The 24,341-nt window shown below is 45.3% G+C and carries 24 protein-coding genes; 18 read left to right on the top strand and 6 right to left on the bottom strand.

The window, feature by feature from the left end:
• The first annotated feature begins 109 nt into the window (after positions 1–109).
• The 6 genes from RJ41_RS13115 (at position 110) to RJ41_RS13090 (ending at position 5,788) form a co-directional block, all read left to right on the top strand.
• A complete protein-coding gene (locus RJ41_RS13115; RefSeq protein WP_039221540.1) occupies positions 110–919 on the top strand; it encodes a M23 family metallopeptidase in 810 nt (269 codons plus the stop codon).
• Between the two features lie 232 nt (positions 920–1,151).
• The gene (gene aroQ / locus RJ41_RS13110; protein ID WP_039221539.1) at positions 1,152–1,592 is read left to right on the top strand and encodes a type II 3-dehydroquinate dehydratase; all 441 of its coding nucleotides are present in this window, start codon (positions 1,152–1,154) and stop codon (positions 1,590–1,592) included.
• A gap of 14 nt (positions 1,593–1,606) precedes the next feature.
• On the top strand, positions 1,607–2,071 hold the full coding sequence (accB, locus tag RJ41_RS13105; protein WP_039221534.1) for an acetyl-CoA carboxylase biotin carboxyl carrier protein: 465 nt from the start codon (positions 1,607–1,609) through the stop codon (positions 2,069–2,071).
• Positions 2,072–2,085: 14 nt separating this feature from the next.
• Positions 2,086–3,429, top strand: a complete 1,344-nt coding sequence (gene accC, locus RJ41_RS13100) for an acetyl-CoA carboxylase biotin carboxylase subunit (protein WP_039221532.1) — start codon at positions 2,086–2,088, stop codon at positions 3,427–3,429.
• Positions 3,430–4,096: 667 nt separating this feature from the next.
• The gene (locus RJ41_RS13095) at positions 4,097–5,041 is read left to right on the top strand and encodes a hypothetical protein (protein ID WP_039221916.1); all 945 of its coding nucleotides are present in this window, start codon (positions 4,097–4,099) and stop codon (positions 5,039–5,041) included.
• 282 nt (positions 5,042–5,323) lie between these two features.
• Positions 5,324–5,788, top strand: coding sequence for a hypothetical protein (locus tag RJ41_RS13090; protein WP_216600789.1), 465 nt, complete (start codon positions 5,324–5,326; stop codon positions 5,786–5,788).
• Positions 5,789–5,843: 55 nt separating this feature from the next.
• On the opposite strand, the gene RJ41_RS13085 is transcribed toward RJ41_RS13090, so the two are convergent.
• From RJ41_RS13085 to RJ41_RS13075, 3 genes are all read right to left on the bottom strand, one after another.
• Complete coding sequence (locus RJ41_RS13085; RefSeq protein WP_015000000.1) at positions 5,844–6,107, bottom strand: TIGR03643 family protein; 264 nt, start codon at positions 6,105–6,107, stop codon at positions 5,844–5,846.
• A gap of 99 nt (positions 6,108–6,206) precedes the next feature.
• On the bottom strand, positions 6,207–8,351 hold the full coding sequence (locus tag RJ41_RS13080; protein WP_039221529.1) for an exonuclease domain-containing protein: 2,145 nt from the start codon (positions 8,349–8,351) through the stop codon (positions 6,207–6,209).
• Between the two features lie 117 nt (positions 8,352–8,468).
• Positions 8,469–8,756, bottom strand: coding sequence for a hypothetical protein (locus RJ41_RS13075; protein ID WP_039221528.1), 288 nt, complete (start codon positions 8,754–8,756; stop codon positions 8,469–8,471).
• 193 nt (positions 8,757–8,949) lie between these two features.
• On the opposite strand from RJ41_RS13075, the gene RJ41_RS13070 reads away from it, so the two are divergent.
• The 3 genes from RJ41_RS13070 to RJ41_RS13060 all read left to right on the top strand — a co-directional run bounded on the left by RJ41_RS13070 (position 8,950) and on the right by RJ41_RS13060 (position 10,279).
• Complete coding sequence (locus tag RJ41_RS13070; RefSeq protein WP_039221527.1) at positions 8,950–9,141, top strand: zinc ribbon domain-containing protein; 192 nt, start codon at positions 8,950–8,952, stop codon at positions 9,139–9,141.
• Positions 9,134–9,763 carry a flavin reductase family protein gene (locus tag RJ41_RS13065; RefSeq protein WP_039221525.1) on the top strand — a complete coding sequence of 210 codons (630 nt, stop codon included), beginning with the start codon at positions 9,134–9,136 and terminating at the stop codon, positions 9,761–9,763. The genes RJ41_RS13070 and RJ41_RS13065 overlap by 8 nt, the downstream gene beginning before the upstream one ends.
• A 222-nt stretch (positions 9,764–9,985) precedes the next feature.
• Positions 9,986–10,279: a high-potential iron-sulfur protein gene (locus RJ41_RS13060; protein ID WP_014951285.1), complete on the top strand. Its 294-nt coding sequence runs from the start codon at positions 9,986–9,988 to the stop codon at positions 10,277–10,279.
• 157 nt (positions 10,280–10,436) lie between these two features.
• Here the strand turns inward: RJ41_RS13060 and RJ41_RS13055 are convergent, their stop codons facing one another.
• Both RJ41_RS13055 and RJ41_RS13050 read right to left on the bottom strand, forming a co-directional pair.
• Positions 10,437–12,056: an amidase gene (locus tag RJ41_RS13055; RefSeq protein ID WP_039221523.1), complete on the bottom strand. Its 1,620-nt coding sequence runs from the start codon at positions 12,054–12,056 to the stop codon at positions 10,437–10,439.
• Between the two features lie 141 nt (positions 12,057–12,197).
• Positions 12,198–12,959 (bottom strand): substrate-binding periplasmic protein, encoded by a 762-nt coding sequence (locus tag RJ41_RS13050; protein ID WP_039221521.1) that lies wholly within the window; start codon positions 12,957–12,959, stop codon positions 12,198–12,200.
• Between the two features lie 291 nt (positions 12,960–13,250).
• On the opposite strand from RJ41_RS13050, the gene prmA reads away from it, so the two are divergent.
• The 6 genes from prmA (at position 13,251) to purD (ending at position 19,950) form a co-directional block, all read left to right on the top strand.
• Positions 13,251–14,129 (top strand): 50S ribosomal protein L11 methyltransferase, encoded by an 879-nt coding sequence (gene prmA, locus RJ41_RS13045; RefSeq protein WP_039221520.1) that lies wholly within the window; start codon positions 13,251–13,253, stop codon positions 14,127–14,129.
• Between the two features lie 370 nt (positions 14,130–14,499).
• Entirely contained in the window at positions 14,500–15,498 is a 999-nt protein-coding gene (gene dusB / locus RJ41_RS13040; protein WP_015000007.1) for a tRNA dihydrouridine synthase DusB, read from the top strand.
• 30 nt (positions 15,499–15,528) lie between these two features.
• Positions 15,529–15,822: a DNA-binding transcriptional regulator Fis gene (gene fis, locus RJ41_RS13035; RefSeq protein WP_012520109.1), complete on the top strand. Its 294-nt coding sequence runs from the start codon at positions 15,529–15,531 to the stop codon at positions 15,820–15,822.
• An 83-nt stretch (positions 15,823–15,905) separates the two neighbouring features.
• The gene (purH, locus tag RJ41_RS13030; RefSeq protein ID WP_039221911.1) at positions 15,906–17,504 is read left to right on the top strand and encodes a bifunctional phosphoribosylaminoimidazolecarboxamide formyltransferase/IMP cyclohydrolase; all 1,599 of its coding nucleotides are present in this window, start codon (positions 15,906–15,908) and stop codon (positions 17,502–17,504) included.
• A 310-nt stretch (positions 17,505–17,814) separates the two neighbouring features.
• Positions 17,815–18,630 (top strand): class I SAM-dependent methyltransferase, encoded by an 816-nt coding sequence (locus RJ41_RS13025; protein WP_039221509.1) that lies wholly within the window; start codon positions 17,815–17,817, stop codon positions 18,628–18,630.
• A 27-nt stretch (positions 18,631–18,657) separates the two neighbouring features.
• A complete protein-coding gene (gene purD, locus RJ41_RS13020; RefSeq protein WP_039221507.1) occupies positions 18,658–19,950 on the top strand; it encodes a phosphoribosylamine--glycine ligase in 1,293 nt (430 codons plus the stop codon).
• A 94-nt stretch (positions 19,951–20,044) separates the two neighbouring features.
• Here the strand turns inward: purD and RJ41_RS13015 are convergent, their stop codons facing one another.
• Positions 20,045–20,806, bottom strand: a complete 762-nt coding sequence (locus RJ41_RS13015; RefSeq protein WP_039221506.1) for a sugar-binding protein — start codon at positions 20,804–20,806, stop codon at positions 20,045–20,047.
• 164 nt (positions 20,807–20,970) lie between these two features.
• Between RJ41_RS13015 and RJ41_RS13010 the strand changes: the two genes are divergently transcribed.
• From RJ41_RS13010 to RJ41_RS13000, 3 genes are all read left to right on the top strand, one after another.
• A complete protein-coding gene (locus RJ41_RS13010) occupies positions 20,971–21,936 on the top strand; it encodes an ion transporter (RefSeq protein WP_039221505.1) in 966 nt (321 codons plus the stop codon).
• A gap of 122 nt (positions 21,937–22,058) precedes the next feature.
• A complete protein-coding gene (locus RJ41_RS13005) occupies positions 22,059–22,964 on the top strand; it encodes a phosphoribulokinase (protein ID WP_039221504.1) in 906 nt (301 codons plus the stop codon).
• A 145-nt stretch (positions 22,965–23,109) separates the two neighbouring features.
• Positions 23,110–24,240, top strand: a complete 1,131-nt coding sequence (locus RJ41_RS13000; RefSeq protein ID WP_039221500.1) for a DUF2855 family protein — start codon at positions 23,110–23,112, stop codon at positions 24,238–24,240.
• The last annotated feature ends 101 nt before the right edge of the window (positions 24,241–24,341 follow it).

The following is a 24,341-nucleotide window of genomic DNA, read 5'->3' as shown; positions in this document are numbered from 1 at the left end:
TCGATTCGAGGCCTTTCCTCTTCTCATATGGCGAGTATGGCGAGCGGTGCGAAGCGCTGCTCTCTTAATCTTGGGTAGGGGCGGGTTTCAGAAAAGAAGGGTGGCTTCAATGCTGGCCTTCTTTTTTATTTCGCTCACTTTTTCCCTATCAATAACGGCGAAAACCACGGGGTGCTTTGATAACAAACGCTTCTGTTTTGAGCTTACGCCTTCGTCTTCTTCTCTTTATTTAGTCTCAGTACAGAGAAAAGTAGAATTGCCCGTAGCGCTAACTCTGTATTCCAATGTGATGCAAGACATTCCCACAGGCAATGGGGAGCTTAAATCGAAAGCCCACATTAACGCATTTTTAGATACCAATGACCAAGTGCCCCTTGGCGTAGTAAAAAATGCCGACGCATTCTGGGCGTCTATGCGCGTTAAATGGACGGTGGGGCGCGTAGACGCGATACACGACAACGCCTATACGTATCTGCCACCGCTACAACCAGCTAGCAAATACCGCATTGTGCAAGGCTTTAACGGCAATTATAGTCATTCGGGGGCGTCAAGGTATTCTCTCGATTTTGCCGCGCCTGTAGGTACACCTATTTTAGCCGCCCGGGAAGGCGTAGTGATCGACACGAAAGATGACGGCACGAAAGGCGGGCCGACGCCGAAGTTTGCAAAATACGCTAACTACGTTGTTATTCTTCATAGCGACGGAACCACCGGCGAATACTACCACCTGAAATATAAAGGTGTTGTAGTAACAAGAGGGCAAACTGTAAAGCGCGGGCAGCTTATCGGTTATACCGGCAATACGGGGTTTTCTTCTTTGCCCCACCTTCACTTTGGTATTTATGTGGCTAAGTTCCATGGTAAATATGTAAGTGTACCTTTTTCTCTCGCCAAGACGTCTGCTGGCAACACACACTGATACCTCTAAAGAACGCAGCATATGGCGGTTTTACGTAAAAACACACCTCAAACTTTGCGTCGAAAACACCTGATTAGACCAGTATTTTGCTGCGAAATCTTTATCTATCACTATAATCAGCAGTTAACACAGTAAACGAGAAAATTAATTGGCTTTTTTTCGTGCAACTGTCACAAAATTTTGTTGAAATGGCAATAACAGTGACTTTTTCCCGAAGATAGCAGCAAACTAGATGAATATTTTGTTATTGAATGGCCCTAACTTAAATATGTTAGGCCAAAGAGAACCCGACAAATACGGCACGCAAACCTTGCAAGACATCGTTGATGATTTGCAGGCGCAGGCCGCGTCAAGCAACGTGACCTTAACGCATTTTCAGTCAAACGCTGAGTATGAACTGATCGACCGCGTACACGCTGCTATGGGAACTGTTGATGCCATTATTATTAATCCTGCTGCCTTCACGCACACCAGTGTCGCCCTTCGCGATGCGTTATTAAGTGTCAATATCCCGTTTATTGAAGTGCATTTGTCGAACGTTCACGCTCGTGAACCTTTTCGTCATCATTCTTATTTTTCTGATGTTGCAGCTGGCGTCATTGTTGGCCTTGGTGCCATGGGCTACTCGCTCGCGCTTACTGCAGCAATCAATTTACCGAAATCGCAAAAATAAAGCAGAGACAGAACATGGATATTAGAAAGATTAAAAAACTCATCGAACTAGTGGAAGAATCTGGCATTGCCGAGCTAGAGATCACTGAAGGCGAAGAGTCTGTACGCATCCACCGTGGTCCAACGGGTGTTCAAGCGCCAATGAACTACAGCTTTGCAGCACCAGCAGCACCGCAAATGGCACCAGCTCCTGCAGCGGCAGCTACCACTGCGTCTGAAGCGCCAGCTGAGCCAGCACAGCCAGAGGGTCACGTTGTTAAGTCTCCAATGGTCGGTACTTTCTACCGTGCTTCTTCACCAACTGCAAAACCGTTTGCAGAAGTGGGTCAGCAAGTAAAAGTTGGCGACACGCTTTGTATCGTTGAAGCGATGAAGATGATGAACCAAATTGAAGCAGATAAAGCAGGCGTGGTTAAGGCAATCCTGGTTGAAAACCAAGACCCTGTAGAGTTCGACCAGCCAATGTTTATCATTGAATAAGCGAGTGCTTAACTATGCTAGATAAAGTACTTATTGCTAACCGTGGTGAGATTGCCCTGCGTATTTTGAGAGCCTGTAAAGAACTAGGCATCAAAACCGTAGCAGTGCACTCTACTGCGGATAAAAACTTGAAGCACGTGTTGCTGGCTGACGAATCAATTTGTATTGGTAAAGCATCGGCAACCGAAAGCTACCTGAACATTCCTCGCATTATTGCTGCTGCAGAAGTCACTAACTCTATTGCTATTCACCCAGGTTACGGTTTCCTAGCGGAAAACGCTGACTTTGCTGAAGCGGTAGAAAAAAGTGGCTTTATTTTCATTGGCCCTAAAGCTGAAACTATCAACCTTATGGGTGACAAAGTGTCTGCTATCAACGCCATGAAAAAAGCAGGCGTACCGTGTGTACCCGGTTCTGACGGCCCGCTAACTGACGACGTAGAGCGCAACAAAGCCATTGCTAAGCGCATTGGTTACCCAATCATCGTTAAAGCTGCGGGCGGCGGCGGTGGTCGTGGTATGCGCGTAGTACGCAGCGAAGCTGAGTTGATTAAAGCCATTGAAACCACGCAAGCGGAAGCTGGCGCTGCATTTGGCAACTCAACGGTTTACATGGAAAAATTCCTTGAAAACCCACGTCACGTCGAAATTCAGGTATTAGCCGATGGCCAAGGCAACGCTATTCACTTAGGTGAACGTGACTGTTCAATGCAGCGTCGCCACCAAAAAGTGGTTGAAGAAGCACCTGCACCGGGTATTTCTGAGCAAATGCGCACCAAGATTGGCGATCGCTGCCGCAAAGCCTGTATTGAAATTGGCTACCGCGGAGCAGGTACTTTCGAGTTCCTATATGAAAACGGTGAATTCTATTTCATTGAAATGAATACCCGTATTCAGGTAGAGCACCCTGTATCTGAAATGATCACAGGCGTTGACCTTATTAAAGAGCAGCTGCGCATTGCAGCCGGACAGCCACTATCAATTGATCAGTCGCAAATTCAAATTCGTGGCCACGCTATTGAATGTCGAATTAACGCAGAAGACCCTAAAACCTTTATTCCTAGCCCTGGTCCTATCAATATGTTCCATGCGCCAGGTGGTTTAGGTATTCGCTGGGAGTCGCATATTTACGCGGGCTACCACGTGCCTCCTTACTACGACTCAATGATTGGTAAGCTTATCACCTATGGTGAAAGCCGCGACGAAGCGATTGCTCGTATGCGCCACGCCCTTGAAGAGATTGTAGTTGAAGGTATTAAAACGAATATACCTCTTCAGCGCGCCATTATGGCCGATGAAAACTTCTTTGCGGGTGGAACCAACATCCACTACCTAGAGAAGAAGCTAGGCTTAGCCTAATCCCCCCTTTGGGCTACACGCTGTTTTTTGTGTAGCCCAATTTTCTTTCTTCGCTATTCACTATTCGCTATTCGCTATTCGCTATTCGCTATTCGCTATTCGCTATTCGCTATTCAGCACATTCTAATTTTCCGATTACTACAATCAATTTTTAACGATTTTCCTATTTAAAAACGGGTTCTATACTGCATACAAGTTTTAAGACTTCTCCCTGAGTTTTAATGCTTTTGTGTGTTTTACCCTCATTGGAGTCCCACTCCACTTATTGCCGGCATCCCTGCCGGCTTTTTTTTGATTTTTTTCTTAAGCCGTTATTCGTAGCGCTAATTACGTTATTCGTTGCGCTAAGTAATACCAGTCTGCATAGATCATTACCCACTCAGCGAGATTTAAAATGTTCGTAATCGCGGCGTGTTACTGCAGATATAGTGGTTCTACATCAAGGTGACACAACAAAGAGTACGGACATTTTAAACTCGCCCTTCGGGAAGGTCTGGCAAGCTTCCTAGCTTCATTCTGGGAATTTAAAAGGGAACAGCCATTCCTGCATTCCCACGCTTCGCTAGGAAACTTGCCAGCGCCTTCTGAGTGGGCAATTATCTATGCGGATTGGTATAAAAAGATTTAATGTATAAACTACTTAATCATGTTGTTTAGGGTTAAACAGGTGCGAAATCCTTTTTTGTTTATTTTACCGCTGATAGCCATTGCGGGAACTAACGCGCATGCAGAACAAATAGCGCCCACCTTCTCACAGAAGCTAGATATTCAAGTTCGTTACGATAATCGTTCCAACCGCCCAAGCCGCGAACAATATCGACTGCGTTACTATCCCTCTCTTGCCATCACTTCAGCGTGGTCAGTAAGCAGCTTTGTGGTAACTGGTGATGACTTTTCATCAAGCCACAATACATTCGGTAGCGACAACACTGATTATCTCTACGCAAGGCGACTATACTTAAGGCATGAATCTGAGTCAGGGAAAACAGAGTTAGGCATTATTCCAACTTACAAAGGGCGTGTTTCCTCCACCGGCTTGTCGAAAGATGGTTGGATAACGGGGGTACGTCACGTGAAGCAATTGCAAAACGACACCGCCATTGAAATAGTCTTTGGTCAACTTGTAAATGCTGAAGCATCTGAAGCCTTTAATATTGGCGAAGAGGATGAGTATTTCGAAATTGAATATTCGGCCAAGATGGGACAACGACATAGCTACGAAGCCAGTTTTGAAAGAATGTTGAACGGTACGTTTGCCCGGGCAGAATATCGATTACGTATTAATGAACAAGATACCGCGTTCATTGAATTAGTGCAGCGTACTGATGAAAGTGCTGCGAAAGTTGTAGTGGGCACCAGCGGTGAATTCGCTGCAAGCGCTTTTAACACATCATATCCTATCGAATATTTTGCTTACTATTCCTATATAGACAGTAGTTTTGGTGAGCGCGCTGAATTAATTGAAGACTTTCTAGGAACAGGTCACGGCGGCTCTCTGGAATTTAGTGGCGTGCTATCTGAGAAGCATGATGTTGAATGGTTTATAAGAGCTGATGTGGTAGATAGCGTCAGTCGATTATTGGCCGGTGTAAAACTTTCTTTTGAAAGTTGAATGACTGATACTCGTTAAAGTGTGCGTTCTTTATTACTACCGAGAAAATGAGCGCCATTGAGCAACATAAAAAAGGCCCATCAGATGATGGGCCAAACAGCAAGAACGCGTACACACTTTAACAGTGCATAATAGGTTACGGGTTGGTCTATAAATACGTTCAATTATTCTAGATTACGTATTTTTAACCTGAACAACTTTCTTCGTACTCGCGCTTTTATTACAATTTAACGCGTCTTGTTAGCCAGCTAAATTCAATCGCGCTGCGCAAGGCGATGTGTGTTGTCCGATAGAAAAGGTGTTCTTGTGCCAAGCCGCTATGCTCAGTTCAAAGAAAAACTTCCCATTTCTCGCCTCTCTGACGATGTGCTTCTCGCATTTCGCGTTCTTTTTGATGATCCCCTTGATATTGTAGACCTAGCGCAAGATATAGCAGACCTTGCACTTTATCCTGAGCGATTACAGGAGAGTTACAGAAAAGAGTGGGAAGCCTATGTACTTAAGGCGCTAGCTTTTGAGATAAGGCAACACGACAACCTATCCCCCGCCGAATTTATTGAATTAATGATGAGTAAGGTAGAGGCAATACAGCAGAACAATGACACCTACCACAATCTGTTACGCCAAGTTCATCACGCTAAAAGTATTTTGCAATCAGAAAATACGGTTATCTTTCCAACGCCGTTACGTCAGCAGTTAACCGCGTTTCTTTTACCCATAACCACCATTACTCCGCCAAAGAAGTAATGTAGGCTAGTTCACGTTGTCAATCCGGTAACGTCAAACAAATACTTATTGAGCATTACTTGTTGGCACTTTTGTATTTGTATTGCGAGGGACAATAGCCTCTATCCACACCTTCAGGGCGCAAGCTGGCGTGTTTGGTCTTTCTGCCTGACACCCGTTCTCGCCAATTTTTAAAAGTTTTTTGTTTAAGATTTTTACGCATGAGCTTTATTACGTCTTTCTCTGGAAGCCCGTACAAACGCTCAATGGCTTCAAACGGCGTGCGATCTTCCCACGCCATTTCAATAATTCGTGATTCTTGTTCTTCAGTTAATGCCATTTCTTACATCTCAATATGCACGTTATAACTCAACTCAATACAGCATTTACGCGCATTTTGTTCAGTGTCCGCATGCTAAAAATTTCAATAACAACCTTATTAATTCGACGACAACGCCGCAAGTTCATCATCTTTCTCAAACGCCAGCTTTAACAGTTCGGCGGCAGCCTTGGCATCGCTGAGCGCTCGGTGATGCTGCTCCATTTCTATACGGAAGTGTTTAGTTAAATTAGCCAAAGAGTACGAAGGCAACCCTGGATAGGTGCGTCGCATTTCGCGAACGGTGCACATTTTAGGGCGTCTGAAGTTCTGCTCTAGTCGCGCAAACTCTTGTTTAATGAAGCCATAGTCAAAGTTCACGTTATGCGCAACAAATACGGTATCTTCGGTAAATCGTGCCACCTGCTCAGCGACTTCGGCAAACAGCGGCGCGTCTGCTACCATCTCGTCTGAGATACCGGTAAGGCGGGTTATATTACTAGGGATTCTACGCTGCGGGTTCAATAAGGTTTGAAATCTGTCTACCTCTTCACCGCCAACTAGTTTAACCATGCCTATTTCGGTAATGCGGTTATAACTATTGTTTCCACCGGTAGTCTCAATATCCACTACCACATAGGGTTGGGCTGGGTCGCGCACCCAGTTCACTGTCGTCACAGCAACATCAAAACCGGCTTGTTGCAAACGCTGAATTGAAACCAACTGATTTCGGCGAAGCTGATCGCCAGGCGCTTTTATCTCTTCAAAGCGAAGCGCACCGTCAAACACCATAATATCTGGGAAGCCATCTCGAAGGCTCTCAAAGTCTTTGCACATCATGCGAAGTAAAGCATAAATAGAGCCTAGCGAACCATGCTCAATTAGCGCTTCTATAGGCGTAAGCAAATGGCTTGACCACATAAATAGGCTGTTCACTTTGCCATAGTGCATTGTGGCCATCTTGTGGATGTGAAAACGGAGCTTTTCTTTGCTATCGAGCGCCTGTAACAGTGCTTCAATGCTGTGCTCAAACTTGGCGTAAAAGTTATTCTGCTTAAGCGATAGTGGCCTGCGATCAAACTCTGTAACCAACGTATCTTCTTCGTAAAGTTGCTTCCAAAAAGTAAGGCCGAATAGGCTGCGCCATAATCGATTTTCTGTACGCCAGCCCTCTATTCCATGTCGAGCATAGTGCGCTAACACTCCACGCTCCACTTGCTGATTTTGGCTTACATCAATATCCAAAGTTCGGCTGGCATTGCGAAGCATGTCGGTAACTGTGCTGGTGCGTTTTTTATGGTATTTACGGGCATAAAAATCTTCTGCAAATGCTAAAAGCGTGTCCGATTGAGGGTTATCGATAATATCTTCTAGTGCTTGTTTGACGTCACCTTCCTTCCCATCTTTATAGCTCTCTCTTAGCCACTTTTCTTTTGCTTTATCGCTTTGCGCTAGTTTTAAAATGTCTAACCCTTTGGCCCTATCGCACGCCAACACTTTAAGCCCAAGCGCGTAAAGCAGCTGGTCGCGATAGAAACTGGCTGACACACCTTCTGTAGCTGGGAAATCATCTTCCGCTAAGGCAAGTAACATATCATTGTTATAAAAAGCTAACTGACTGTAATGATTTGCGTAAAACCAAGAGGCTTCTGCGTCGCTTTTGGTGTCGAAACGCGCGGTATCTGTTACCGAATCAGAACGGGTTCTCATTACGCCTAAATCGCGCATAGAAAACTGATTTAAACGGCTTTTGGTGTTACCAAAATAGATGAACAGCAAATAGCGAAGCGCATCGTCGAATAGGCACACCAAGTAGTTATTAAGCGAGAAGCGCTCTGGCCAGCCTCTAGCACCGATATGTTCATTAAGCAACGTCACGAGTTTAGGCTTAGTAAGAGACGCTAGCCCCTGCGTACTGCCGTATTCAGCGAGAAGCGCCAATAACGCGTCTTTGGTTAGAACGCCGGCGATATCATTAAGCGATGCGTTCGAAAGGTCGCCAAACCACCCGCTATCAATAAGCCAATCTATTTGAGCTTGTGGTTCGACTATCTCGTCGTAGTTAAACTGGGTTCTGTCAATAACCGCATACTTGCGATTTGCAGCGCGCACCACAATACATTTTTTGTCATCGTCCAATGCGTTAAAGCGCTCAATAAAATCAGCTGCCTCATCACTTAAAAGCGTGCTGTTCGCACCTTCAAAGAATTTAAGGAACTCGTGAAAGTGTGTGAGGTAATAACGTGGCGGTAAATCTTTTCGCATGAAGTATCTTTGGCTATGAAAACACCAATAGTGTATATTTATACAGACATATTAATCAAATTAAATCCATCGCGATTGAATTACACATCCGCTACTAAAAGTACAAAATGTGTCTTTTTAAACACGTACTCGCTGTTTAGACACCCACTGAAAGAACGCTGAAAGCTGCTCGTCATCTAATAAAAGTTGCAAATTGGAGTAGTGCTTAGCCAATGTCATCTCATCATAAAAGCGATGTATTCCGCTATGGCATTGCCTGCAAATATAAATACCGCCCTGCAGTTCGGCTTTGCTAAAGTGCTTTTTGAAATAGGTGCGTCGGTGCATTTTTTTGGGAATAAGGTGGTGATAAGTAAGGCGCGTCTCTCTGTTACAACACGAGCATTTTCCCACCTTATTTGCCACATTTTCACCTTTATTTGCCTAGCTGGTCGCTATTGAAGTCAACGGTTTAAATTTAATATTCAACGGTGATTGAACGACACCGCCGCTGCCTGCGCGCTACAACCACGCAAACAACTATGCTCTTTTCAAAGAAAATCCACTCGTCTTAACATTACGTAATAAAACTGTTTAGTGATTAATAAGGCGATTAAATATGAGCTTAACCCGTTCCATGGACTTTTCATGTCCCTATTGTATGGCCCCCAATGATGTAGAGATAGATGAAATTAACGATGTTGGCCAAGTACAGGTACTCGACTGCCAGGTGTGTTGCCAGCCTATAGAGCTTACCGCTTACCAGCACGGTGAAGACATTCAAATAGAGGCTGAACGAGAGAATGACTAAACAATTTACTCGCAGCGATATTGATGAACTAACTCAGCGTTACCGTGCCAACCTAATTAACAGTTTGTCTGGGTTCAAATCGGCCACATTGGTGGGTACTACAAACGGTAACACCAACAATTTAGCTATTGTAAGTTCGGTTGTTCATGTGGGCGCTAATCCACCACTTTTAGGCATGATAATGCGCCCACACACTGTAGTAAGAGACACCCTTAGCAATATAAAGCAGCAGGGCTTTTACACGCTCAATCACGTGTCAACTGATTGGGTAGACAAGGCACACCAAACATCTGCTCGCTACGCCCCTGATGAAAGTGAATTTGAAGCAGTGGGCTTAACACCACAGTTTAGCGAGTCATTTAGTGCTCCGTTTGTTAAAGAAAGCCAAATCAAGATGGGCTTAAAGGTGGCGCAACACTTCACATTGCTCAACGAGACCGAAATGGTCATTGGAGAAATCCGAGAGCTTCATATGCCAGAGAACATTATTGACAAAGACGGGTATGCAGATATAGAAAAAGCAAACACCGCCTGTATTTCTGGATTAGATAGCTATCACAGCACAGCGCGTATTGCACAATTTGCCTACGCCAAACCTGGAGTTCCCCTAGCTAAAAAGTGAACTTGAAGCAGAAAAAACGGTCTGATGATTGTAATCTGGAGGCATCACTCTGAATTTTATTTAATCTGGATCAAGTGAAAATACGAAATTTCATTCGATCTTTTTTCAAAAAGAGATAGTATTTAAACAATACATAAAACCTGCCTCTTTGGGCAGGTTTTTGCGTTTAAGGTACTGAATAAAAAAGAATCATTATCGTTTCTATCTCTTAAGGAGAATGTTATGAAATCTGTAAATCGCCGTGACTTTTTAAAACTGTCGGGCTCTACAGTTATCGGTCTTACATTAGGTGGTGTAGCGTTACGTGCTCAGGCTCAAGAACAATTGAGTGCTGATGACCCTACTGCAAAAGCACTGAACTACACACCGTCGTCAACTGTTGAAGGTGCAAAATGCGCAAACTGCATGTACGTGCAGGGCGCCGATGGCGAACAACACCGCCCTTGTAACATTTTCCCTAATAAGCTTGTTAACGCTGATGGCTGGTGTAGCGCTTGGGTGAAAAAGCCCGGCTAACCCTGCAGAGGTATATCTTCTTTTGCATAGTGCAAAGTGATGTAAGCAATGTAAGTAATCTAAGTTGCAGTCTACGCATGAAAAGAAGTGAACAACATTTAAAGCCCTTGAGTTCAATCAAGGGCTTTTTTGTTTCAGTTGGGGCTTAAAATTGCCACTAGCGGTCATCACCAAGACCATCTTCAATACCTTTCAACGCTGGGTTGTCAAAACGTGTAGGCAGAAGGCCAGGCTTAATGAAGAAGCCGTGTTTTGCTTCAAAGACTCGACCTATTTTCAAAACACTTTCGTCTTGCCACTTACCACCAATAAAACTAATTCCCACAGGAAGATCTTTTACTTGTCCGGCAGGTACTGTAAGGTGCGGATAACCAGCGATGGCAGCCAAATACCCTATACCAATAAAGCCGGCTGGCGAATGGTCGCCGTATACTCCGTCGATAAGAAATGATGGACTGTTCGAGGGCGCAACCAATATATCAACGTTGTGTTTTGCTAATAATGTATCGATACCGTTCTTGCCTGCAGTGTCTTGAATAAGGCGCAGCGCATTTTGATACTTTTCACTGTTAATGGCTGTCGACGCGAGCGACTTCTCGAATATATCTTGGTCGAATAACGCTAACTCGCGTTCTGTTTTATTATTAAACGCGATGAGCTCTGATAAGTTCCTAACAGGAAGCTCTGCTGGCGACGTCGACAAGTATTCGTTGATGCTATGATGAAACTCGCTAAGCAAAACATTATAAGAGTCGGCCCAAAAAGAATCTGGCTGAGAGAAGTCACTGATGTCCACCAACGCAGCGCCCGATGCTTTTAGCTGATTCAACGCCTTTTCATATACGGCGAGTACATGAGGATTATCGCCTTGGCGGTACCTAACCACACCAATTCGCTTACCTTTTAAATCGGTAGCAAGCATGGACGATGCGGGCATAGCTGGACGATGAGAGTCTGCATCTAGCGTAGCGTTATCGCTTGCATCTGTGCCTGCCATAATTGACGTCATCAGCCAGGCATCTTGAACGTTAGATGTCATTGGTCCCGCGGTGTCTTGACTGAAAGATATAGGCACTATGTGAGTTCTTGAAAGTAAACCCACTGTTGGTTTAAAGCCTACTACACCGTTTATAGACGCGGGACATATAATAGAACCATTGGTTTCAGTGCCCACAGCAAGAGACGCCAAACGAAGCGACATTGCCGCCCCTGAGCCTGATGACGAGCCACACGCACTTCTTGATAGTATATGTGGGTTTCGAGTAAGCCCACCCACAGCGCTCCAGCCACTCACCGAAGACTCTGAACGAAAGTTAGCCCACTCAGACAAGTTGGTTTTACCCAATATAATTGCCCCAGCTGCTTTCAGTTTTTCCACAATAAACGCATTGCGACCGGTATCGTTATTGAGCAGCGCCATTGAGCCTGCAGTGGTGGGCATTTCTGTACTTTCGATATTATCTTTTAACAGAACTGGGATGCCAGCCAGAGGGCCAAGTGTTTCACCGCTCGCTATTTTTTTGTCGATGACTTTCGCTTCGGTCAGCGCGTTTGGGTTAAGCGCTAAGATACTATTAACCTTTGTATCTAGCTGTTTAATGCGGGCAATATAACCGCTGACGATTTCAGCAGAGGTAGTATCACCACTTGCAATAGCTTGCGCTTGAATGTGGGCAGGCTTATCCAGCCATTGTTCGATGTCATTATTAAGATTTGCTTGTGACGCGCATGCAGTGCATAACACAACAATAGCCAGTAAATACCACCGTTTGAGCATAGGTTCTTCCTTAACGCATAGTTCTAGTGCTTGTTTTAGCGAAGATTAACTTTGCTACAGAACAAACTCGCACCAATGTAGTGTTAGTTTCTTATACGTTGAATCAGAAATAGTTCACTGTCTAGACAATAAAGTTAATATCTAGTTAGCAACATTTGCATTGGGAAGCTTGTGAAGGAGATTGTCGAGCTTGTACTCATCAAGTAGTAATTGATACCGCCCGTCTTCAATAAAAAGACGAAGCGTAGCGTTAAATTTAGCTCGTAGCTCTGGGTCAGGGATCGCCGCACTGTACGCTGAGATGGGAAACAACTCATGAAAGACGGTCTTATCTTGAGAGTAAGTGCCATTTTTAGATTTGAAATAATTAAAAATGTTTCTATCTAGGATAGCTACATCAATGCTACCACGCATCAGCATGTCCACTTGACGATCTTGTCGTGCCATTTCTATATAGGTAGTTTGCGATGCGAGAGTTCGCCCAAAGCCCTCACCTAATACCGATTGAGCGGTTTGAAAAGCAATGACGCTTTTACCTTTCAAATCGTCGATACTGTCTATCGTCAGTTCTCTGTCTGCCCGTGTTACCACGACGTTCTGATAGATAATATATGGCTCAGATAAAATGCTTTGATCGACTGTGTGTGCAGGATTAAGGGTAAGTCCAATGTCAACGGCGTCATCTTTTAATAGCCTTGCCGTACGCCCGAAAGGAACATAAATAGGCGACAATCCATATCCCATTTCAGCAAGGATCGCCCGCACCAAGTCAACTTCAAAGCCGGTGTGTTCTTGTGAAATAACGTATGGAGGCTTGTTCCAGCCCACAACCACATCTAGCTCTTTCGCGCTAAGCGGTATGATAAAACACAGTAAACAAACAGCAGATAAAAGTGCGCGCATACAACAGATGAACCAAACTATAAATTAAGCGATACCCTTCTCATAATATAAACTTATATTAGAATTTCACCAGTCGACAAAAGGTTAGTTTTTCTCGAGGCTTACGTAATCAATTGAGCAGCCAAGTTTTATTGGGTACTTGAGAGCCTGTTGAGAACCAAAGTGGTTAGATTTGATCATGCCTCTGTAAGCATCGCGTTCTGATTTACTTAAAGCTTTTCGCCTGCCTGCATTTTGTTTAACGCCAAGCAAAGGTACAATGACCAACAAAGGTCCCAACGAACGACAACTATGGCTTGGCTACAACTTCGAATTAATACCTCTTCTGAATATGCAGAATCAATAGGAGACATGCTAACTGCAAATGGCTCGCAGGCGGTTACCTATGTAGACGCGAAAGACACCCCAATGTACGAGCCCAAGCCGGGTGAAGTGTTATTGTGGCCAGACACTCAAGTAGTCGGGCTGTTCGAAGCAGATGCCGATATGAAAGGCATCCTTCAGCGTTTGGGTAAAGCCAAAGTCTTAGGTCCAGACTTTAAGTACAAGCTAGAACCACTTGAAGACAAAGACTGGGAACGAGAGTGGATGGATAACTTCCATCCTATGCAGTTTGGCGAGCGCTTGTGGATTTGCCCAAGCTGGCGTGACGTTCCAGACCCTGATGCCGTTAATGTTATGTTGGACCCAGGCCTTGCTTTTGGCACAGGTACGCATCCTACCACTGCGCTTTGCTTACGCTGGCTAGACGGCATAGATATGACAGATAAAACCGTTGTCGATTTTGGCTGTGGCTCAGGTATATTAGCGCTTGCTGCGTTGAAATTGGGTGCGAAGCGCGTTATCGGTATTGATATCGACCCACAAGCCCTTCAAGCGACGAAAGAAAATGCGCGCCGCAACGGTGTTGAAGACCGTTTGGATGTATACCTTCCTGAAGACCAACCTGAGCTTGAAGCCGATGTGGTGATGGCGAATATCTTGTCAGGTCCATTACTAGAACTTCAAAGCGTTATTACAAACTACTGCAAATCAGGCGGTTTGTTAGTCCTTTCCGGCATATTGGCTGAACAAGTCACGCGAATTGAAGAAGCTTATGCAAACGATATTACTCTTGAACCCAGTGCTATAGATGGTGAATGGGCGCGCGTGTCGGGCAAAAAACACTGAGCGTTATCGAAAAACTGACTAGACGGTTAATTTTACGTCTAGTCAAATCAGCGTCTTTACGGCAAACCACCTCAATATTGCGACGAAAATTCGTACGATATAAATCGTCAATATCTAATTAATTGTTAATTTTTTTCACATTACAGCCCTTTCAAATCGGGGGCTGTAAGACTTTCGTACAATATTTAAACTAAAAAACGACGTTAGCTTACTAATGTGACAGATTTTTTTCACTGTCAAGACCACGAAGTGAAATTTTGTGCGATTTTTAGCCTTTTCAAGCCTTGCGAAAACACGTACACTTAGCGCCCCGTTTTAGCCGGGTGTATATTTTCTGTGCAGTTTTAGATGGCGAGCTATACATTTTACAATGCGAATTGGACCTTACGAGTTAGAAAACAATTTGATGTTGGCCCCCATGGCTGGCGTAACAGACAGACCGTTTCGCCAACTTTGTAAGCGCTTAGGTGCAGGCCTTGTTGTTTCAGAAATGCTTTCAAGTAATCCGAAAGTTTGGAACACAGCCAAATCACAGGCGCGTATGAATCATGAGGGTGAAGAAGGCATTCGCTCTGTACAGATAGCTGGGGCTGATCCTGAGCTTATGGCTCAAGCAGCACAATTTAATGTTGAGAACGGTGCGCAAATCATCGACATCAATATGGGTTGTCCTGCTAAGAAGGTCAATAAGAAGCTTGCAGGTTCTGCGCTGCTTCAATACCCAGACACAGTGGAAGCGATTATTAAAGCAGTAGTTAATGCTGTTGATGTACCCGTGACACTGAAAATTCGTACCGGCTGGAACCCAGAAAATCGCAATGGGGTAGAGATTGCCCGCATTGCAGAGCAAAACGGCATACAGTCGCTTGCTGTTCACGGCAGAACCCGAGCTTGTATGTATAAAGGAGAAGCTGAATACAGCACCATACGTCAAATAAAGGCGGCAATTTCAATTCCTGTTATTGCAAATGGTGATATTACTTCTCCTGAGAAAGCACAAGAGGTGCTGAATTACACTGGTGCAGATGGCGTAATGATAGGTCGCGGCGCGCAAGGTAAGCCTTGGATATTTAAGCAAATCCAACATTATCTTGAAACGGGCGAGAACCTACCAGCACCGCCGCTGTCAGAGCTATATAAACTCTTGCATGAGCACGTAACTAATGTGCAGGACTTTTATGGCGACATAGCCGGTGTAAGAATTGCCCGTAAGCACGTGGGCTGGTATCTCGCGGAGCACGATACGGATCGTCAGTTTCGTAAAACGTTTAACGCTATCGATGATGCGACTGAGCAACTCGATGCACTAAATGCATATTTTCAAGCGCTGCAGACACGAGAAACCCGACAGATTTCTCCCGCAGCATAGTGATGACTAACTTAAGAGCAACACAGTATTATGTTCGATCAAAACGTGACTTCACCTTTTACTACTACAGTAACTACGCCTTCACAAACGCAAGCTCAAAAGCCACTGCGTGACTCTGTAAAGCAAGCGGTTAACAAGTACCTTAAGCAATTGGATAACGCAAACATCGATAACCTGTACGAAATGGTACTGGCTGAAGTTGAAGCGCCGCTGCTAGAAGAAGTCATGACTTACACACGCGGCAATCAAACCCGCGCTGCCATCATGATGGGCATCAACCGTGGCACACTTCGCAAGAAGCTTAAGCAATACGGCATGAACTAAGATTCCAAGGGCTTTGCCCACCAAAGAGCACCAATTCGGTGCTCTTTTTGTTTCAACACTACAACATTAGAAACTTAAAATTTATGCAAACACCAAAACCAATTAAACGTGCTCTCCTTAGTGTCTCCGATAAAACCGGTATCCTCGATTTCGCGACAGCGCTGCATAACGCTGGCGTAGAACTTCTGTCGACGGGCGGTACTGCGAAACTACTCGCTGACGCTGGCTTACCTGTGAAAGAAGTGTCTGATCACACAGGTCACCCAGAAATTATGGCTGGCCGTGTTAAAACTCTTCACCCGAAAATTCATGGCGGTATCCTTGGTCGTCGCGGTACCGATGAAGCGGTGATGGAAGAACACAACATTGCGCCTATCGATCTTGTGGTGGTTAACCTTTATCCGTTTGCTGCAACCGTGGCAAACGAAGATTGCACGCTAGAAGATGCAATTGAAAATATTGATATCGGTGGCCCAACTATGGTGCGCGCTGCTGCAAAAAACCATAGAGATGTGACTATTGTGGTTAATGCGTCTGACTACTCTCGCGTACTTGCTGAAATGAACGACAACAACGGCTCATTAACGTACAACACCCGTTTCGACCTTGCCATTAAAGCATTTGAGCACACTGCTGAATACGACGGCATGATTGCAAACTACTTTGGTGCCCGCTTAGACAGCACTGGTTGTGAAGCAGACTGTGATCATCAGCACAGTGAATTCCCACGTACCTACAACATGCAGCTGACCAAGAAGCAAGACCTTCGCTACGGTGAAAACAGCCACCAGGAAGCGGCTTTCTATGTTGAAAACAACATTCAAGAAGCGTCTGTTGCCACTGCTACCCAGCTTCAAGGTAAAGAGCTGTCATTTAACAATATTGCTGATACCGATGCAGCCCTTGAGTGCGTGAAGGAATTCGAAGAGCCAGCATGTGTAATCGTTAAGCACGCTAACCCATGTGGTGTAGCGATTGGCGAAGATATTTTAAGTGCCTATGACCGCGCGTTTAAAACTGACCCTACGTCTGCATTTGGCGGCATTATCGCATTTAACCGCGAGCTTGATGCGAAAACAGCGCAAGCGATTGTTGACCGTCAATTTGTGGAAGTAATTATTGCGCCGACAGTAAGCGATGAAGCGAAAGAAGTAGTAAGTGCGAAGAAAAACGTACGTCTTCTAGCGTGTGGCGATTGGGCTGGTCAGCTAACTGAAGGTTATGACTTTAAGCGCGTAAACGGCGGTTTATTAGTACAAGAGCGCGACTTCGGCATGGTTGAAATGGAAGACCTAGAAGTTGTGACTAAGCGTAAGCCAAGCGAAGATGAACTACGCGACCTTATGTTCTGCTGGAAGGTAGCAAAATACGTGAAGTCTAACGCGATTGTTTACTGCAAAGACGGTATGACGGTAGGCGTGGGCGCAGGTCAAATGAGCCGTGTTTATTCTGCGAAAATTGCGGGTATTAAAGCAGCTGATGAGAACCTTGAAGTAGCAGGCTCTGTAATGGCGTCTGATGCATTCTTCCCATTCCGCGACGGTATCGACGCTGCGGCTGAAGCAGGTATTAAAGCAGTAATTCAGCCAGGCGGCTCTATGCGCGACCAGGAAGTCATTGATGCCGCTGACGAGCACGGCATTGCCATGGTGTTTACGGGTATGCGCCACTTCCGTCACTAAAAATACTTACGCAATACCTTTTAGTGCAGGCTTAGTGAGGGACACCAACACCTAAGTTAAACACGCAGTAAAGTGGCATTTAGTGGCTTTACTGTGTGTTTGTTATTTTTCCTTAACCCTTTGAAATACGCAGACTCGAGGTCATTTGCTTGGTTGTAGTGAAATCTCATCGAAGCGACAGAGTTGCGAATTATTCTGCTAAGGCGTAAGTGCAAATAGGGGTTAGCTGATAGGCTTGATCTGACCCGTGGTAATTTGTAGTAATAGTGTTATGTTATTCGCCTACCCTCGACAGAAAAAGGAAATAAGAATGAAAAAGTTAGCCCAATATGTGTTAGCCGCAACCCTAGGTGTAAGTGCTACTTATGCCAGTGCCGATGCGATTTCTGATGCCGCAATGAGCGATATCCGCGCTGCTAGTGCAAAAGTACGCGATGAGTACCGTAATCCTCAGCAAACACTGCGCTTTTTTGGCCTTACCCCAGACATGACTGTGGTAGAAATCTCTCCAGGTGGTGGTTGGTACGCCGACATCCTTTATTCTGTTGTAAAAGATAACGGTAAGTATATAGCTGCTCACTTTTACGTGGATGATGAAACCAGTGGCTACTACAAAAAGTCGGTAGAAGGCTTTAAAGAGAAAATGAAGCCGGGCATGAAGTACGAAGGTGCCGAGCTTACTGCATTCGACCCAATTAAAGCATTAGATATTAGCGAAACAGGTAGCGCGGACATGGTGCTAACCTTTCGCAATGTTCACAATTGGTACATGCGTCACGGTGACGAGGGTATCGACAACGCCTTTGGCGCATTTTTCAAAGCGCTTAAGCCAGGTGGCGTACTGGGCGTCGTTGAACATGAACTACCGGAAAGCGCAGATGATGAAGCTATGAAGAAAAGCGGCTATATGAAGCGCTCTTACGTAGTAGCTGCCGCTGAAAAAGCAGGCTTTGTGCTTGAAGCAAGCAGCGATGTTAACGCAAACCCACTGGATACAGCAGACCACCCGAAAGGTGTGTGGACGCTACCTCCACGTTTGGCGCTAGATGATCAAGATCGTGAAAAATACATGGCGATTGGCGAGAGCAATCGCATGACGCTAAAATTCACCAAACCAAAATCATAAAATTAAACACTCAAAACGGAACAGTTAATGAACGTACTTGTAATTGGCGGCGGTGGCCGCGAACACGCGTTAGCGTTTAAAGCAGCGCAGTCTTCTGATGTTTCAACAGTATTTGTAGCACCTGGTAATGCCGGTACGGCTACAGAGCCTAAGCTTGAGAACGTGGCTATTGATGTTAACGATATTGCTGGCTTGGTTTCTTTTGCACAAGGCAATGATGTTGAGCTTACTATCGTAGGCCCAGAAGCGCCGCTAGTTGCAGGTGTTGTAGATGCGTTCACTAACGCAGGTTTAATGATCTTTGGTCCCACTCAAGCTGCTGCGCAGCTAGAGGGTTCAAAGGCATTTACCAAAGACTTTTTGGCTCGTCACAATATTCCTACGGCTGAGTATCAAAACTTCACAGAAATTGACCCAGCCATTGCCTATGTGCATGAGAAAGGCGCGCCTATCGTAGTAAAAGCAGACGGCCTAGCGGCGGGTAAAGGCGTTATTGTTGCGATGACCCTTGAAGAAGCTGAAGACGCTATTCGCGACATGTTGGCAGGCAACGCGTTTGGCGAAGCGGGTAGTCGCGTGGTTATTGAAGAGTTCTTAGACGGTGAAGAAGCATCGTTTATTGTTATGGTAGACGGTAAGAACGTACTACCTTTTGCCACCAGCCAAGACCACAAGCGTGCTGCTGACGGTGACAAAGGGCCAAACACAGGCGGTATGGGTGCTTATTCACCAGCTCCGGTGGTAACGCCGGATATTCACGACCGTATTATGCAAGAAGTGATTATGCCAACGGTTAATGGCATGGCTGCTGAAGGCAACGACTACGTTGGCTTTTTATATGCTGGCCTTATGATTATGGCCGATGGCACTCCGAAGGTAATCGAATACAACTGCCGCTTTGGCGACCCGGAAACCCAGCCAATCATGCTGCGCTTAAAGTCTGACTTGGTTCCACTTTGCCAAGCAGCGTGCAAAGGCGAACTTGCTGGTAAAACCATTGAGTTTGATGAGCGCGCGTCGGTAGGTGTTGTGCTTGCCGCTGGCGGCTATCCAGGCAGCTACGACAAGGGTGACGTGATTACCGGTTTCGAAGACGCCGCTAAATTAGATGGAAAGGTTTTCCACGCAGGCACCGCCCTGCAAGACGGTGATGTGGTAACCGCAGGTGGTCGTGTGCTCTGTGCTACAGCTTTGGGTAACAACGTTACCGAAGCGCAGCAAAAAGCGTATGAATTGCTTAAGACCATTCAGTTTAAAGATGTGTACTATCGTACTGATATTGCACACCGTGCAATTGCGCGCGAAGCTGAAGCGAAGTAATCGACATGTAAAGTATATAAAACGCGGCATGATGCCGCGTTTTTTATAAATACTAGGCAACAGGTTAAAAACAGTGGCGAATATATCGCCGACACTATTTAGTTAACGTCACTTTCCCAAACACCGACGCATCTTTATACCCCAAGTTTTTATCGCCGTTTACTTGGGTGATCTCATGAGAGCCTAAAAAATGCTCTCTGTCGCCACCATCCGCATCGCAATAGGCAAGCATAAAGCCCAGTGTCATACCTTCTTTTAAGGTAACAGGTGAATTGTCTTTCCCATGCTGATAGCTATCATCAAATACACGTACCGCTGCTTCCCAATGAATCTTATGAGGCGCCAATATATCTCGCTGCCATTTGTTCTCTACGTGATCATTGTAAAGTTGTGGTACAGCCTCTCCTGCTTCGTTCGGACCTATATCAACAACCTGATTGTCTAACGCCAAGTGATAGGCAAACGCATTGTAGTTATTAAGGTGATCGCCACCAGAAGCATCCGCATCAATGAAAATTTCTAAACAATCATCATCCCAATATCGCTCAAGGGGATTGGCATAGGTATCTGAGAGGTGGTCGTCTTGTATTTCTGCTAAAAGGTACAACGCCTTTTTATCCCAGCGTAGTTTATATCTACCAGAAAAGTCACTGGGCTCGGGATTGGTGCCCCACATTAGCGAGGTCATGTCGTGCCAATCACCTTCTTTCCATGCAGCATCATTTGCTACGCCATCTATAACGGGTGCATTCGCGGTAAGCATAACACTGTCCTGCTTCGCCTGCGCTGCCGGGGAAAGCATAGCGACAAGTAGTGTAAAGGTGCATGCTGATACTAGGGGTTTAGTGATTTTCAATTGAAAACGCTCTTAGTTTGCCTTCGTGGCGTTTAAACTAACATGTTTTGAGTCTTACTGCGTTTCAAAATATTCCCCAGCAACGCCCATCTTTGTCAGAATCATTACCAATTTATCGCCGTTGTTGATATAACAATGTTAATCCTTAAATCACAAATTTAGCTATGTCATTTCAAAACGCGTGCTATCACATTCTTGCTCCCTCTAGCGAAGCCCACGAATACAAAAAACATAGCAAGTTGTTTGATATTTTGCTTATCGCGCTGATTATCGTAAATGTAGCGGCCATGATGCTAGAAACCGTGCCTGGTCTTCCAGCTCTTTGGCAGCATGAGTTGCATATCATTGAGGTCGTATCGGTACTTATATTCACCATTGAATACATACTTCGTGTATACAGCAGTGCATCGGCGCCCAACCGCTCGACTCAAGCTAACCGCTCGGCTCAAGCTAACCGCACTCGCCAAGAAAAAACGACGGCATGGCAAAAGCGATGGGCTTATATAAAAAGCCCGATGGCGCTGGTGGATCTGATGGCCATTTTACCGTTTTACTTAAGCATGCTCGTGGCATTTGATTTACGTATATTACGGGTATTCAGGGTACTGCGAATTTTGAAAATTGGGCGCTATTCGCGCTCTATGCAAACTCTCGTTACCGTATTGCGCAACGAGTCGCATAGCCTTATTGCGGCGTTAAGCGTACTTTTGTTGTTCACGATTATCGCCGCCACCTGTATTTACTACATCGAACATGCTGCTCAGCCCGATGTTTTTAGCAGTATTCCCGCTTCATTGTGGTGGGCACTCGTCACGCTGACCACGGTGGGCTATGGTGACGCCGTTCCTATAACTGCATTGGGTAAAATATTTGGCGGCCTCATAACTATTATGGGTATCTGTTTTTACGCCCTACCAGCAGGTATTTTATCTTCTAGCTACACGTCGCAGATGCAGCTAAAACGCGATAGGTTTAAAGACACAGTAAGAAGCGTTTTGGACGACGGAAAGTTGAGTGAGCACGATGTGCACCACCTAGAACATGTTCGCGCACTTCTTGATTTAGACGAAGAAGAGGCAAAGCTAATTGTGCGCCTATTGCAGCACCATCACAAACGGCTAGATGATTGATTATACGCAGGCTGGAGCGAAAGCAACTCCCAAGAATCGAGTGGTAAGCGCTTATACCTCCCCTTGATTCTTAGCTCACATCAGCTTATAACTAGTACCCGTCATTTCCAAAAAGAATTCCTATGTCTGTCAAACACCCTATTATTGCTATAACAGGTTCTTCTGGCGCGGGTACTACTACCACGACCAACGCTATACGTCATATTTTCAGGAACTTAAGTGTTAATGCTGCGGTTGTAGGAGGCGATAGTTTTCACCGCTTTACCCGCCCGGAAATGGAAGTAGAAATTCGCAAAGCCCAAGAACAAGGCAGACATATCAGCTACTTTGGCCCTAAAGCCAACGACTTTGAACTGCTTGAAACGCTTTTTAGAGAATATGGTAGTTCGGGTACGGGACAGTTTAGGCAATACCTCCACACTTTTGATGAAGCCGTTCCGTTTAACCAGATGCCAGGTACCTTTACACCATGGCAAGATTTACCTCAAAACACCGATTTGCTGTTCTATGAAGGTCTGCACGGGGGCGTTAAAACTGAAGAAAATGACGTGGCAAAACACGTAGACCTGCTCGTTGGCATGGTACCGATTGTAAACTTAGAGTGGATCCAAAAAATTGTGCGCGACACCACTGACCGCGGCCATTCCCGCGAAGCCGTGATGAGCAGCATAGTGAGGGGGCTGGATGATTATTTCCACTATATCACGCCACAGTTTTCTCGCACTCACGTTAACTTTCAGCGCGTACCTACCGTTGATACCTCGAACCCATTCAGTGCTCGTGAAATTCCGACCCAAGATGAAAGCTTTGTTGTGGTGCGCTTCAGACGAGAAATGAAGAATGTCGATTATCCTTACTTGCTTCAGATGATCGACGGTTCATTTATGTCTCGTATCAATACCTTGGTTGTACCTGGTGGTAAAATAGCGCTGGCAATGGAGCTTATACTTACACCGCTGCTTGAAGATATTTTGAATAAAAAACGAAGAGCCGGCCACCAAATGGATTGGCTCAGCACAGATGAGTAGCGGTAAGCTCTATACACCAATTCTATGGGTATATATTTAAAACAGTAAGTCGTAATAGCTTATGCCCTGCGTCAATCTAGATTGCTATTTTCACTCTTCTTGATTTGGATCTTTGTCCTAGTTTTTGACACAGCAGGCCCCTATTATGACCACAATTAAAAGCCAACAAATTTGGGTAGACCAGCAACACCTCGCTAACACTAACGTTGTTTCCCGCGATATAAACATCAACGACTTACAGCAAGACGAAGTATTGCTTGAGACAGACAGCTTTGGCTTTTCTGCCAACAACATCACATATGCTGCACTGGGTTTTAAAATGGGCTATTGGGGCTTTTTCCCTGCAAAGAGTGATAATGACGTTGATGAAGCACATGGCTTCGGTATTGTGCCCGTTTGGGGCTTTGCTACCGTTAAGGCGTCTTGTCATAGCGATATCAAAGTAGGTGAAAAGGTGTTCGGCTACCTGCCTATGGCTAGCCATTGGGTAATAAAGGCCGGAAAAGTTGCTCCTCACGGTTTTTCGGACATCCACGAAAAACGTAAGAGTATTAGTCCCGTTTACGACCAATATATACGCTGTGCAGCGGACCCTAGCTACAACAAAGACCGTGAGGCATGGCAGCTAAATTTCAGACCCCTTTATATGACCTCGTTTGTGCTTGATGACTATGTGGCAGAGAAAGCAAAAGGTGAAATCTTACTGCTGTCGAGCGCTTCGAGTAAAACCGCGCTGGGTACGGCGCAACTGCTTAAAGACCAAAAAGCGTCACGAAACGCAAGCTATAAGGTGGTTGGGTTAACCTCTACGTCCAATGTGGATATGGTAAAAACCTCTGGCTGCTATGATGAAGTGTATAGCTATGATGACCTTAATGCGCTTACGAGTGACAGTAGCAATTCGCGTTACTGGCTTCTTGATTTCGCGGCTAACGGCACGCTAATTAATAACCTTAGCGAGCTGCTTGGCGATAACTTGAGCGAGGTAACGTTAATTGGTGCAACAGATTGGAAAGCCGAAGAAAAGCCAAATCCCAAACTGCTCAATGCAGAGATTTTTTTCGCACCAGCTCGCGTAAAACTGCGCCAAGGGGAATGGGGCCATGAGGTCTTTTTAGCGAAATACGCTAGTGCATGGAAACACTTCGCAGAAAAAGTGAGCGATCAGTTTTACGAGCAGTCGCACTGCGGTACTGATGCTATAACACGGTTATATTTAGAGACTCTTAACGGTTCGTCGCCCACGAAAGCGCTTAATGTTGTCACCTTCGATTAATGTCCGTTAAAGCATAGCGGCCTCCTCCTCTTTAGGGTCTGATGCCTTCACTGTACATAAAAGGTCAACAGGCTCTAGACACTATTTGTAACAAACATCCC

Source organism: Alteromonas marina, assembly GCF_000808575.1.
Taxonomy (GTDB): Bacteria; Pseudomonadota; Gammaproteobacteria; order Enterobacterales; family Alteromonadaceae; genus Alteromonas; species Alteromonas marina_A.
This window is presented reverse-complemented; position numbering and strand designations above follow the sequence as displayed.